The 11,892-nt window shown below is 46.5% G+C and carries 13 protein-coding genes; 8 read left to right on the top strand and 5 right to left on the bottom strand.

What is annotated here, in order from left to right; translation table 11 throughout:
- Positions 1-183 precede the first annotated feature (183 nt).
- Positions 184-675 (top strand): RNA-binding protein, encoded by a 492-nt coding sequence (locus tag I4W93_RS15445; protein WP_205311695.1) that lies wholly within the window; start codon positions 184-186, stop codon positions 673-675.
- A 131-nt stretch (positions 676-806) separates the two neighbouring features.
- Positions 807-1,904 carry a tRNA (uridine(54)-C5)-methyltransferase TrmA gene (trmA, locus tag I4W93_RS15450; RefSeq protein ID WP_205311696.1) on the top strand — a complete coding sequence of 366 codons (1,098 nt, stop codon included), beginning with the start codon at positions 807-809 and terminating at the stop codon, positions 1,902-1,904.
- A gap of 8 nt (positions 1,905-1,912) precedes the next feature.
- Here the strand turns inward: trmA and fabR are convergent, their stop codons facing one another.
- On the bottom strand, positions 1,913-2,539 hold the full coding sequence (fabR, locus tag I4W93_RS15455; protein WP_224673491.1) for an HTH-type transcriptional repressor FabR: 627 nt from the start codon (positions 2,537-2,539) through the stop codon (positions 1,913-1,915).
- 80 nt (positions 2,540-2,619) lie between these two features.
- Here fabR and I4W93_RS15460 point away from each other — a divergent pair, with 80 nt between their 5' ends.
- The 3 genes from I4W93_RS15460 (at position 2,620) to I4W93_RS15470 (ending at position 6,741) form a co-directional block, all read left to right on the top strand.
- Positions 2,620-3,738: an acyl-CoA desaturase gene (locus I4W93_RS15460; RefSeq protein ID WP_205311697.1), complete on the top strand. Its 1,119-nt coding sequence runs from the start codon at positions 2,620-2,622 to the stop codon at positions 3,736-3,738.
- Positions 3,739-3,823: 85 nt separating this feature from the next.
- A complete protein-coding gene (gene sthA, locus I4W93_RS15465; RefSeq protein ID WP_205311698.1) occupies positions 3,824-5,251 on the top strand; it encodes a Si-specific NAD(P)(+) transhydrogenase in 1,428 nt (475 codons plus the stop codon).
- A 125-nt stretch (positions 5,252-5,376) separates the two neighbouring features.
- The gene (locus I4W93_RS15470; RefSeq protein WP_205311699.1) at positions 5,377-6,741 is read left to right on the top strand and encodes a TonB family protein; all 1,365 of its coding nucleotides are present in this window, start codon (positions 5,377-5,379) and stop codon (positions 6,739-6,741) included.
- 37 nt (positions 6,742-6,778) lie between these two features.
- On the opposite strand, the gene hemE is transcribed toward I4W93_RS15470, so the two are convergent.
- Positions 6,779-7,858, bottom strand: coding sequence for a uroporphyrinogen decarboxylase (hemE, locus tag I4W93_RS15475; protein ID WP_205311700.1), 1,080 nt, complete (start codon positions 7,856-7,858; stop codon positions 6,779-6,781).
- Between the two features lie 208 nt (positions 7,859-8,066).
- Positions 8,067-8,873, bottom strand: coding sequence for an NAD(+) diphosphatase (nudC, locus tag I4W93_RS15480; protein ID WP_205311701.1), 807 nt, complete (start codon positions 8,871-8,873; stop codon positions 8,067-8,069).
- Between the two features lie 146 nt (positions 8,874-9,019).
- On the opposite strand from nudC, the gene rsd reads away from it, so the two are divergent.
- Positions 9,020-9,505, top strand: a complete 486-nt coding sequence (rsd, locus tag I4W93_RS15485; protein WP_205311702.1) for a sigma D regulator — start codon at positions 9,020-9,022, stop codon at positions 9,503-9,505.
- A gap of 51 nt (positions 9,506-9,556) precedes the next feature.
- Here rsd and fkpA read toward each other — a convergent pair whose 3' ends face one another.
- Entirely contained in the window at positions 9,557-10,294 is a 738-nt protein-coding gene (fkpA, locus tag I4W93_RS15490) for an FKBP-type peptidyl-prolyl cis-trans isomerase (RefSeq protein ID WP_205311703.1), read from the bottom strand.
- 105 nt (positions 10,295-10,399) lie between these two features.
- Here fkpA and I4W93_RS15495 point away from each other — a divergent pair, with 105 nt between their 5' ends.
- Positions 10,400-11,380 (top strand): WD40 repeat domain-containing protein, encoded by a 981-nt coding sequence (locus I4W93_RS15495; protein WP_224673492.1) that lies wholly within the window; start codon positions 10,400-10,402, stop codon positions 11,378-11,380.
- Positions 11,367-11,594, top strand: a complete 228-nt coding sequence (locus I4W93_RS15500) for a SlyX family protein (RefSeq protein ID WP_205311705.1) — start codon at positions 11,367-11,369, stop codon at positions 11,592-11,594. The genes I4W93_RS15495 and I4W93_RS15500 overlap by 14 nt, the downstream gene beginning before the upstream one ends.
- A 2-nt stretch (positions 11,595-11,596) precedes the next feature.
- On the opposite strand, the gene I4W93_RS15505 is transcribed toward I4W93_RS15500, so the two are convergent.
- On the bottom strand, positions 11,597-11,803 hold the full coding sequence (locus I4W93_RS15505; protein ID WP_205311706.1) for a YheV family putative zinc ribbon protein: 207 nt from the start codon (positions 11,801-11,803) through the stop codon (positions 11,597-11,599).
- Positions 11,804-11,892: the final 89 nt, after the last annotated feature.

Below are 11,892 nucleotides of genomic sequence, written 5' to 3' on the forward strand. Positions count from 1 at the left end.
AGTGAAAATGAGGTTTTACGTGCTGTTTGCTTACTAAATGCGCTTTTTGCATATTTTAACTACAAATTGACTGCAAACAAGCTGTTGTTTATGGTTGCGGTTTATTACCTAACCGCTAAGATAAGGCTGCTTTATCTTATTAAAGCATTCCGATAAATAGAACTAAGTGCTTAGGATATGATTATGTTACCCACTTTACGTGCTTCTTTGCCGTATACACTGGCATTAGCGGTGTTGGCTTATCTTGGCTTTACCTTTCTTCCTGTGCTGGGGTTTGCTCAGGAAATTTTCGTGGTAATTGGTATTATGTTGGCCGGTATATTAGTGCCGGTGTTGATTGATGTAAAAGGCCGGGCGTCTGTGGCTTCTTCAGCAGCACCTTTGGCGGCAAATGACTACAAAGGCGATACGACTACCTTATATGTAGGTAATTTACCTTATCGCGCAAACGAAGATGCGGTGAAAGAATTATTTCAACGTTTTGGTGTTGTTGTTAATGTACGCCTGATGAAAGACCGTCAAACAGGTCGCCGCCGTGGTTTTGGCTTTGTTGAAGTGGCCGCTAAAGACGGCAATAAAATGATCCAAAAGTTGAATGACTTTAATTTTCAGGAAAGAACATTAAAAGTGCGCGAAGCCAAAGAGCGTCAGGATAGCGACGACGCTGAAGAGTAAACGTTAGCAGTTTATAGAAGGGAAGCATTGGCTTCCCTTTTTTAATGGTAAATATCAGCCGATGGATATTCGAGGTTGGCTCAAACTGTTCTGTGCCTTAAAATAGCCGTTTTGGTTAAGCAGAGCGATAAATGAGCGTAGGTCAGGTTTTCCCCGAGCAGTATTCACAGCAACTTGAAGATAAGGTTGCCGCCGTGCAGCAACTGCTGTCAGATTTTAATGCACCGGCAGCAGAGGTATTCCGCTCTGAACCCGCTCACTACCGTTTACGCGCTGAGTTCCGGATTTGGCACAACGGCGATGATATTTATCATGCCATGTTTGACTCGCAAACACGTGACAAAGTACGTATTGACTACTTTCCGGTAGCCTGTCGCACCATTGCTGACTTTATGCCACAGCTGCTGGAAAACATTCAGTTTAATCACGAGCTACGCTATAAATTGTATCAGGTAGATTATCTGGCGACCTTGTCCGGCGAGCTGCTGGTTTCGCTGATTTATAAGCGACCGTTAACCAACAGCTGGCTGGAGCAGGCGAAACAATTAACCGATAAATTGGCCGGACAATATAAGGTGAAGTTTATCGGCCGCTCGCGCAAGCAAAAGCTGATGGTAAGCACTGACTATGTCACTGAACAATTTGAGTTAGATGGGCAGCCGTTGCAGTATCAGCAGGTAGAAGGCAGCTTTACTCAGCCCAATGGGGAAGTGAACCGCCATATGCTGAGCTGGGCGAAGCAAATTGCAAAGCAACTGTCCGGGGATTTACTGGAACTGTACTGTGGTAACGGTAATTTCTCAGTGGCACTGTCTCCCTGTTTTAATAAAGTTGTCGCAACAGAAATTTCCCGCACCTCAATCAAATCAGCACAATATAACATTGCGCTGAACAAGGTCGACAACCTGCAAGTGTTGCAGATGTCTGCCGAAGATGTCGCGGCGGCTTTGCAGCAGGGCACCACGCTTAAACAGCTGGATTTAGCCGATATGCAACTGAATACGGTGTTAGTTGATCCACCCCGTGCCGGACTGGACAGTGGCACAGAGCAATTAGTCAGCCGCTTTAATGATATTATTTATATCTCCTGCAACCCGACAACACTGGCAGAGAACCTACAAGTGTTGAGCAAAACTCATGATGTGCTGCAATTAGCTGTATTTGATCAGTTTCCTTATACCCATCATATAGAAAGCGGTGTTTGGCTACGTAAGCGCCAAAGCCCGTAATATCAACATCAGCTTTTAGGTTTGCGGCCATAACCGGCCGCGCCATGCGCCAACCAGCGTAACTGCGTGATGGTACGGCTGGTTAAATAGCTATACTGCTCCGGCGGTGCATCCAGCGCATCGGCGCCGGTATGAAATACCAGTATTACCATCGCTTCAGCCTGAGCGCGGGCCAGTTCATCCGGGCAAGTGGTTTCTTTACGCAGATACTCGGCCAATTCGGCAACAAAATGCTGAATTTCACGTGCTACGGCACTGCGGAATGCTGCCGATGTACCGGAACGCTCACGCAACAATAAACGAAACACGTTGCTGTTGCCGGTGACAAACTCCATAAAGGTCTCAATTGATGTGCGGATCACGCTGCCGTTTTTTTCAATACGTTGCCGCGCCTGGCGCATTAGCTGCCGCAGCATTAAACCAGCTTCATCTACTAACGTCAGCCCGAGCTCGTCCATATCGGCAAAGTGGCGGTAAAAAGATGTCGGTGCAATACCCGCTTCCCGTGCGACTTCACGCAAACTTAAACTGGCAAAGCTTTTATCAGCGCTCAATTGCGAAAAGGCTGCGTTAATAATCGCCCGCCTGGTACGTTCTTTTTGCTCTGCTCTGGACACGAAAATCTCTCTATTCACCGAAACAGTCTATTTTATACCTTGACCGGCCGTTTGTGGCCAGTAGAATGAGCGAACAGTTGTAAGCTAAACGGCATTCTATGAAACAAGCCCCGATTATTTGGACCAACGTCCTGCTGTTCTCTGTTACTACGCTGGTTGCTGCTATTGGTGTACCTTGGTACGCTTTAACTGTTGGCTTTGGCTGGTCTGAAGTAATTGCCACAATTATTTGTCTTGGCTACTGTGGTATGTCTATTACCGCCGGCTACCACCGGCTATGGGCACATAAAACTTATGAGGCTCATCCATTTCTACAGTGGTTTTTTGCTATTGGCGGAGCTTTCGCGTTGCAAAATAGCGCGCTGCATTGGTCAGCTGATCATAGGGTACATCATCGCCACGTTGATAATAACGACAAAGATCCCTATTCAGCGGGTCGCGGATTTTGGTACAGCCATATTGGTTGGATGTTACGTGATTACCCTGGTGTGGAAAAGCCCTGCTACAACGCAGCTCGCGACTTACAAAAAAATCCCATCGTAATGTGGCAGCACCGCAATTATCTCTGGCTTACTATTGCGACTAACTTTGGCATTCCCTTGCTACTAGGCATCATCAGCGGCAATATACTTGGCATGTTACTATCTGCTGGCTTTCTACGGCTAGTACTTAGCCATCATTTTACGTTTTTTATTAACTCACTAGCACATATTTGGGGTAGCCAGCCTTATACTGATCAAAATTCTGCACGTGACAATGGTGTCCTGGCTTTTCTGACCTACGGTGAAGGCTATCATAATTTCCACCATATATTTGAATCAGACTATCGCAATGGTATTAAATGGTACCAGTTCGATCCAACAAAATGGTTTATTAAAACCGCTTCCTGGATAGGCTTAACCCGCAACTTGCGTGTGGTGCCGGAGGAACGTATTGCGCAGGCCAAAGCCAAAATGCAGCTGCAACGTGCTATCGCCAATATTAAACAACGGCCAAATGCTGAGCAACTACTGCAACTATTGGAACAAGAATACGAACTGTTGATAGCCAGAATGCAGGATTACTACCAATTGAAGAAGCAAATGTTGCAACAGCGCAAAGAGCTTATTGTCGCGCAGTACCAAGCTGTGGACTTCAAACACAGCTATGCTGAGTTTCAGCTACATCTGCAACAGCAGCAACAACACTGGCAACGGCTGGTTACCGCGTTTAGCTAATTGAAAAAAGAGACTTAGGTCTCTTTTTTTGTGCCCGAGACCTGATATGCTCAAGTCATGAGCCTGTTGTTAATGAGATATACCCGTGAGCCAGAAGAAAACCACTGCAAAGCCTAAATTTGATTTCGACGCCATCGTTATAGGCACGGGCCCTGGCGGTGAGGGAGCCGCTATGTATTTGGCTAAAAGCGGCTTAACCGTTGCCGCTATAGAACGCTATCAGTCCGTAGGCGGGGGCTGTACACACTGGGGCACCATTCCGTCCAAAGCATTACGGCATTCAGTTAGTCGGTTAATTGAATTCAACGAAAACCCGCTGTTTCAACTTGATGAACAACATACCAAACTGACTTTCTCACAAATTTTGAAACATGCCGCCGGCGTGATCCGCAAACAAGTACGACTGCGCACCGGCTTTTATGACCGCAATCAGGTAAGAATATATCAGGGTGAAGCGCAATTTATCGATAGCCAGCGCTTAAGCATTCGCAGTGATGACGGTAGCTGTTTTGAATTGAGTGCAAAAACCATTGTTATCGCCAGTGGCTCCCGCCCATACCGGCCTGCAGACGTTGACTTTACCCACAGCCGCATTTACGACTCTGATACCATTTTATCGCTGCAACATGACCCCAAACATATCATTATTTACGGTGCAGGCGTTATCGGCTGTGAATACGCTTCTATTTTCCGCGGCTTAGGTGTCCGGGTTGATTTGGTCAATACCCGCGACCGCTTACTCTCATTTATGGATGCTGAGATATCTGATTCATTAAGCTATCACTTTTGGAACTCTGGCATGACGATTCGTCACGGCGAAGAGTTCGACCGCATCGAAGGTAAAGAGGATGGCGTGGTGTTACACCTGAAATCCGGCAAAAAAATGAAGGCGGATTGTTTTTTGTTTGCTAATGGCCGTACCGGTAATACCGATATGCTGAACCTGGCGGGCATTGGTCTGGAAGCGGACAGCCGCGGCCTGGTAAAAGTGAACAAGCAATACCAAACCAGTATCGACAATATATATGCTGTTGGTGACGTTATTGGCTACCCCAGCCTGGCCAGCGCAGCTTATGACCAAGGGCGCCTGGCAGGTGAAGCCATTGTTAAAGGTAATTTAGACGGACACTTGATAGCTGATATTCCGGCAGGCATTTATACCATTCCGGAAATGAGCTCCGTTGGTAAAACAGAGCAGGAACTTACTGCTGCTAAAATCCCTTATGAAGTCGGTCGCGCCCAGTTTAAACACCTGGCACGGGCGCAAATAGCCAACACCAGCGTTGGCAGCTTAAAACTATTGTTTAACCGTGATACGTTAGAAATACTTGGCATACATTGCTTTGGTGAACGTGCAGCAGAAATTGTACACATTGGTCAAGCTATCATGATGCAAAAGAATGGCGGCAATACCTTAGAGTATTTTGTTCACACCACATTTAATTACCCAACAATGGCAGAAGCTTATAGGGTTGCAGCTCTAAATGGCCTCAATCGACTGTTTACTGACTAAATGTTTGATATAAAACATTAATTAATCAGGCAATAAGCTTAAGTATTTATCTTTGTTTTGCCAGATAAATCGTTGTAAACTCAATTTAATAATAATTAAATAAATAGCATGTGTGGAGTTTTTTTATGGTACGGCTTCAATACAGTTTGATATTGCTGTTACTAACTTGTACTTGGCAGGTCAAAGCAGATTTTCCCACAGCAAATGCCTTATTTGAGCAACAAGAATATGCCTTGGCGAAACCAAAACTTGAAACTTTGGCCGAGCTTGGGCACTTGGAAGCACAATATTTGTTATCCCGCATGTATGCTGAAGGCTTGGGAGTCGATCAAGATATCAAGCTGGCTTATGCCTGGACATTGATTGCCCGAGATAGGCAGCATCCGCAGGCTGATGTGCAATATCGCAAGTTAAGGACGAAGCTACCTTCACGAATGGAGGGTAAGGAAGTATTTACTTCACTTAACAACCAGTATGGTGAAGCGGCATTGGCTGGTAACTTATATCCAACTGCCAACCGCTATGTATCGGGTAGCAGCGCACTAAAACCGATTGCGCAGCCGGAGCCAGATTATCCCAGCTATTTTGAGCGGGCAGGTGTTGCTGCGTGGGCGGTAGTTCACTACGACGTTAGTGAGAATGGCACTGTTGAAAATGCAAAAGTGATTGCTACATTTCCAATAGATGGTATCAACGAGTATGTTTTAACTGCGATACGAAGCTGGCAGTTCGAGCCGCCGAAAGATTTGTATGGCGACCCGATGCGCATGGAGCTGCAATCGCATACCTTCAAGACGAAAAGTACTAGCGGCTCACAAACCAGAAAATTTCAACGCGAGAGTGAAGAATACATTAGCGCAATTCTAGCGGCGGCCAAAGCTGAGTCTGCAAAGTACCAGTATTTGTATGCGGTGCTGGCTGAAAACGGTATTGTTAAGAACGAGAACCCTATCAACTGGTATCTGCAAGCTGCTATAAACGGGCATCAGCCGGCACAGTATCGCCTGGCGCAATGTCTTATTACTGGTAATGGCTGCGATAAAGATCCCAGCAAAGCAGTAAACTGGTTGGCTATATCGGCTGATGGCGGAGATCCACGTGCGGCCTATCTATTAGCCCGGGAATTACTCGATAGTAATAACGTTAAATACGATCCACGCAAAGCGGCAGCTTATCTGGAGGTAGCAGCATTACAGGAGTACATGCCAGCAATCACCGAATATGCGTCATTGTTGGCAATGTCTGACGACCCAACATTGCGCGATCCACAAAAGTCAATCCGCTTGGCTGAGCAAGGCCGCACCATCGATGCAAATAATCCTAATTTACTGTCGACATTAGGCGTAGCCTTTATTGAGCTAGGGCAGCAAGGGCGTGGCGAGTCGATGCTACGCCAAGCAGTAGATGAAGCCAGAAAGCGTAATTGGACAATAGAAAATTTTGAAGATTTACTAGCTGATTATCAAACAGTTACTGCTGATAACAACTAATCTGAAGCCCCGGTATCACCGGGGCTGCGTTTTTTAGCTACTCGGTAATTTCAGCATTCATATGATAAGTACGGCTAAATGCATGTACTGCGTCAATAAACACACTAACCCGTTCTGGATCGACATCTGGCGTAATACCATGGCCTAGATTAAACACATGCCCAGAGCCTTGACCGAAGCCATCTAAAATCATCTGCACTTCCTGACGGATACGCTCAGGAGAGCCAAGCAGAATTGACGGGTCCATATTGCCCTGTAATGCCACTTTATCACCCACCCTGGCTTTAGCATCACGGATATTAATAGTCCAATCCAAACCCAATGCATCGCAACCGGTATTGGCTATAGCCTCTAGCCAAAGACCACCATTTTTTGTGAACAATGTCACTGGTACCTTACGGCCGTCAGCCTCACGCGTTAAGCCGTCTAAAATCTGCTGCATATAACCCAGCGAAAACTCCTGATAATCGCGAGGAGTTAACACCCCTCCCCACGTATCAAAAATCATCACAGACTGTGCACCGGCAGCAATTTGAGCGTTGAGATATAGCACAACGCTTTGTGCCAGTTTATCCAGCAACAAGTGCAATGCTTCGGGCTCACTAAACATCATCTTTTTGATCGTACCAAAGGTTTTACTGCTACCCCCTTCCACCATGTAAGTTGCCAGCGTCCAAGGACTGCCGGAAAAACCAATTAATGGCACACTGCCATCAAGCTCACGGCGAATAGTTCGCACCGCATCCATTACATAGCGCAACTCCTGTTCTGGATCCGGAATGGGTAAATTCGCAATATCCAGAAAATCCCGTACCGGCCGCTGGAACTTAGGTCCTTCGCCCTCACCAAAATACAAGCCTAAACCCATCGCATCGGGTATGGTCAGAATATCGCTAAATAGAATAGCCGCATCCAAGGCATAGCGTCGCAACGGCTGCAAAGTCACTTCACACGCCAACTCTGGGTTCTTGCACAAGGACATAAAATCACCAGCCTGGGCTCGTGTTGCGCGGTATTCTGGAAGATAACGGCCAGCCTGGCGCATCATCCATACCGGAGTCCTGTCTACCGGTTGTTTTAATAAAGCTCTAAGGTACCGATCATTTTTTAATTGCATAGGTTGTCCACCATTTACACATTTCCCGGCATTTTAGCATTGTGACAGCCCAGCGCCTATGATTTCGCGGTAAATGCTGTGTTCAGCTTTTTTCTGTTCTATGCTTGTCAGCAGTATATCAATCTGCTATAACATTGCTGCGCTAGTGAAGAATAACAAGTAAGAAGCTCGTTGAAACGGGACCACGCAAAATTTAGTTAAGCCACTTTTAAGTGGCTTTTTTATTGCCTGCATTTTGCTGTAGTTGCATAATAATTTTGCCTGATAGTGTTTGTATCGACGGCACTTCTGGTAGCGCAGCTAAATCAAACCAGTGTGCTTCTTCAATTTCCTGTGGCTGGCAAATAATGTCACCACCGGCATAATCGGCAATAAATCCGGTCATTAATGAATGTGGAAATGGCCAGGGCTGGCTACCAACATAACGTAGGTTGGTAATATCAACGCCAACTTCTTCTTTGACTTCACGTACTGCTGCTTGCTCTAACGTTTCGGCAGATTCAACAAATCCAGCCAGAATAGAATAAAAGCCTTTCCGATGACGGCTGGAACGCGCAAGTAAGATTTTTCCATGATGAGCAATACCAACAAGTACACAAGGCGCAATGCGCGGATAACAGCGGTGACCACATTTGCTACAAAGTGCGGCCAATTCCCAACTTACTAGATTCATTGCGCTGCCACATTGACCACAAAACCGGTGTGTTTGCAAAAACAGCGCTACCTGCACAGCCCTTGCCGCTAATTGAAACACGTCATCGCCATTATCCAGCAGCTCTCTGGGCGTAACCCAGGCCGCCTCATCCGCTATATAATCGTGGTTTACCACTAAATAGACAGGCTGTGTAGCAAGTTCGCCTATCAAGCACACCTGGTCTGGCTCTGCCGATAAGGTAAGATTAGCAAAAATTCCTTGTGGTAATTGACCCTGAGCATTGAGCCAGATCCGCCCCCGATTAACTACAAACCAGAGCGCATACTGATTTGACGATAAGCTAATACTATGTTTGATCATTAGCAGTCCTCTGCTGTACCCTGTGGTTACAGGCTATCATAATGCCGTTCACTGGGCTGACCAATAAAAAAACGGTTGATCTTTAGTGCAAAATTCATTTAATTAGACACTATAGCAGCACAGCCGCTGCACTTAAGGAGAAGGCAATGTACACCCGTGTGCATACAGCGCGACAAAAATGGGGTGGCTCACTAACCGCCATCGATAACTGGCTGGATGAGAGACAGCAACTTATCGTGAGTTATTGCAAATTGGCTGCCCTACCGCCATTTGATAACAAGCGCACCACTTTGCCTTCACAGGCCGCGGTACAAGAGTTTTGTCAACTAATGGTAGACTATTTGTCGGCAGGACATTTTGAAGTCTATGAACGCATTGTGTCGGAATGTGCAGTTAACGGCACAGACAGCCGCAAACTAGCCGATAGTCTGTATCCAAAAATTGCGCTATCAACTGACCTGGCTTTGAATTTTAATGATTTATACGCTGATCATCTCAGCACACGTCACAGCGCGGCGTTTGACAGAGAATTGTCAGAGTTAGGGCAGGCACTGGAAGAACGCTTTGAATACGAAGACGAGTTAATTAACACTTTGTATGAAAAGCACACAGACACTAGCGTATCAGCCTGATAACCAATAAAAAAGCGGCATCAGCCGCTTTTTTGTTGTTGCTAAGTTAGCTTACTCTGCAGTTTCTGCTGCAACGATTTCCAGTAATTCAACTTCGAATACCAGCACACTGTTAGGCTTAATCACACCCATATCGCGCTCGCCGTACGCCAGTTCTGAAGGAATAGTGAACTTAAACTTAGAGCCAACATTCATCAGCTGCACACCTTCAGTCCAACCTGGGATCACACGGTTTAATGGGAACTGGGCCGGTTCGCCACGATCAACAGAGCTGTCAAACTTTGTACCATCTACCAGCGTACCAACATAATGTACTTTAACGGTGTCGGCAGCCGCAGGTTTAGCACCTTCAGCCGCTTGCAACACTTCGTATTGTAAGCCTGACTCGGTTACCGTCACGCCTTCTTTTTTGGCGTTTTCTTCAAGATAAGCAGCACCTGCAGCAACCGCTTGTGCTGTTTCAGCTTCAGCAATGGCAGCTTGTTTTTCACGGAATTGCTCTTCCAGTGCCGTCATCATTGCTTGCACTTCTTCGTCATTTAATGACGTTTTATCTGCGATTGCATCTTGCACGCCACGCAAAATTAAAGCGCTATCCAAAGACAAACCCATTTTAGTGTATTCATCTAAAGTGCTGTCCAGGTAGCGGCCAACAGAAACGCCTAAACTGTATGACTGCTTCGCTGTATCGGTGTCCAATACAGCAGGTTTCTGTTCAGCTTCTTTCTGGCAGGCGGCTAAAGTAACAACGGCCAGGGCGACCAGAGACATTTTGGTAACTAAGCGCATTCGGTTCTCCAAGTTTTACGCAGCCAGGCTGCAAAAGTATGTTTTAATAGTGTCCAAAGAACTGGCCTATACTAACGGTTTGTGCGGATGAGGTTAACACCTGACATGAAATATCCTGTGTTTTTTCTGCTATTGCTGCTCACAGGTTGTGAAAAGCTGACATCTTCCCCGCCAATACATCAGTTTACACATGTAGCTCAAGGTAGTTATGCGGCAGCTGTGTCGGCAGATGCACGTTATGCCGCTGTGTCATCGATTCAACACGGTGTTGCATTGTGGGACCTGCAAACCAACGCGTTAAAGTATCAGTGGAAACATCAAGACAGCAGTGACAATCTGGTGTTTAGTTTGGCTATAAGCCATAACAACAGCCATGTATTCACTGCAGATCAGCAAACTTATGCACTTTGGAGCACTGCAACAGGTGAAAATATCGGTTTTTGGCAGGTAGACGCCGCAACAGTGCGTGATGTCGCCGTGTCGGATAACGGTGCACACTTGTTAATCGGTAAAAGCAATGGTGGCGTGCAGCATGTTACACTCGCATCTGGCCGCAGGCTGGAGTTTCTAGGCCATACTGAACGGATAAATAGCGTGGCGATGTCACCGAATGGGCGCTATGCCCTAACCGGCGGTAATGACTACAAAGCCCATTTATGGGACACCCGAAGCGCGCAAATTGTTTATAGTTTCAGCCACCCCAGCCGGGTAACCAAAGTAGCACTGGACCCACAAGGCCGTTATGCCTTTACTGCTGACAGCCAGGATTTGGCGCAAATCTGGGATATTCAAACCGGACAGTTAGTTAGCCAATTACAGTTTATTGCGCGCCAGCAGGTATTCAGCGCAGTGCAATTTAGTGCCGATGGCAAGTACCTTGCAACCGGTGCACCCTCCCGTAAACTGGCATTATGGGATGTAAAAACCGGGCATGAACTCCAGCAATGGCAGGTTGGGGTAAAGCCCGACAGTCGTCCGCCGAGTGCTGTCGTGCACGCCGTTGGCTTTTTGAACAATAATAAATTGATTAGCGAAAGCTCCAGTGGCATCGCCGAAGTATGGGAGATTAAACATGACACCAAATGAGCAGGAATTACAGCTGCACATTGTTGAGCTGGAAAGCAAACTGGCGTTTCAGGAAGACACTGTTAACAGCTTGAGTAACGAGCTGCTGGAGCACAATAAAAAAATTGACCGCCTGCAGCAGCAAGTAATGTTATTGGCAGAAAAACTGCGTAACCTGCCAGATGACCAGGGCATACTTCGGCCGGAAGAAGAGCCGCCACCGCCACATTATTAATCTTACTCGGGCTTAAACACCCCTATCACTTGTTCGGCGGCGCGGCTGGCTTTCGTTATCTGCGCCTCGGGCTGCACCATCTGGTGACCGCATTCTACGCATTCCACTTTTTCCACATTATTTTCAATAAACAACATCATGGTATCCACTGCTTTGCATTTTGGACAGCTGGCGCCAGCAATAAAACGTTTCTTTTTACGTGTTGTCATGTTGTGCCTCTTCTGGCTAGCGTAGCAATTTTATTCGCCAAGCCTTGGTTTGTTGCGGTTATACGGGTAAATTAGCAGCCCAATTCAGT

This window comes from Rheinheimera maricola (genome assembly GCF_016918075.2).
GTDB classification, from domain to species: Bacteria; Pseudomonadota; Gammaproteobacteria; order Enterobacterales; family Alteromonadaceae; genus Alishewanella; species Alishewanella maricola_A.

Coding starts and splice junctions, on each gene's coding strand:
- I4W93_RS15445 (WP_205311695.1), top strand. CDS start 184: ATGTTACCCACTTTACGTGCTTCTTTGCCGTATACACTGGCATTAGCG.
- trmA (WP_205311696.1), top strand. CDS start 807: ATGAGCGTAGGTCAGGTTTTCCCCGAGCAGTATTCACAGCAACTTGAA.
- I4W93_RS15460 (WP_205311697.1), top strand. CDS start 2,620: ATGAAACAAGCCCCGATTATTTGGACCAACGTCCTGCTGTTCTCTGTT.
- I4W93_RS15470 (WP_205311699.1), top strand. CDS start 5,377: ATGGTACGGCTTCAATACAGTTTGATATTGCTGTTACTAACTTGTACT.
- hemE (WP_205311700.1), bottom strand. CDS start 7,858: ATGCAATTAAAAAATGATCGGTACCTTAGAGCTTTATTAAAACAACCG.
- nudC (WP_205311701.1), bottom strand. CDS start 8,873: ATGATCAAACATAGTATTAGCTTATCGTCAAATCAGTATGCGCTCTGG.
- rsd (WP_205311702.1), top strand. CDS start 9,020: ATGTACACCCGTGTGCATACAGCGCGACAAAAATGGGGTGGCTCACTA.
- fkpA (WP_205311703.1), bottom strand. CDS start 10,294: ATGCGCTTAGTTACCAAAATGTCTCTGGTCGCCCTGGCCGTTGTTACT.
- I4W93_RS15495 (WP_224673492.1), top strand. CDS start 10,400: ATGAAATATCCTGTGTTTTTTCTGCTATTGCTGCTCACAGGTTGTGAA.
- I4W93_RS15500 (WP_205311705.1), top strand. CDS start 11,367: ATGACACCAAATGAGCAGGAATTACAGCTGCACATTGTTGAGCTGGAA.
- I4W93_RS15505 (WP_205311706.1), bottom strand. CDS start 11,803: ATGACAACACGTAAAAAGAAACGTTTTATTGCTGGCGCCAGCTGTCCA.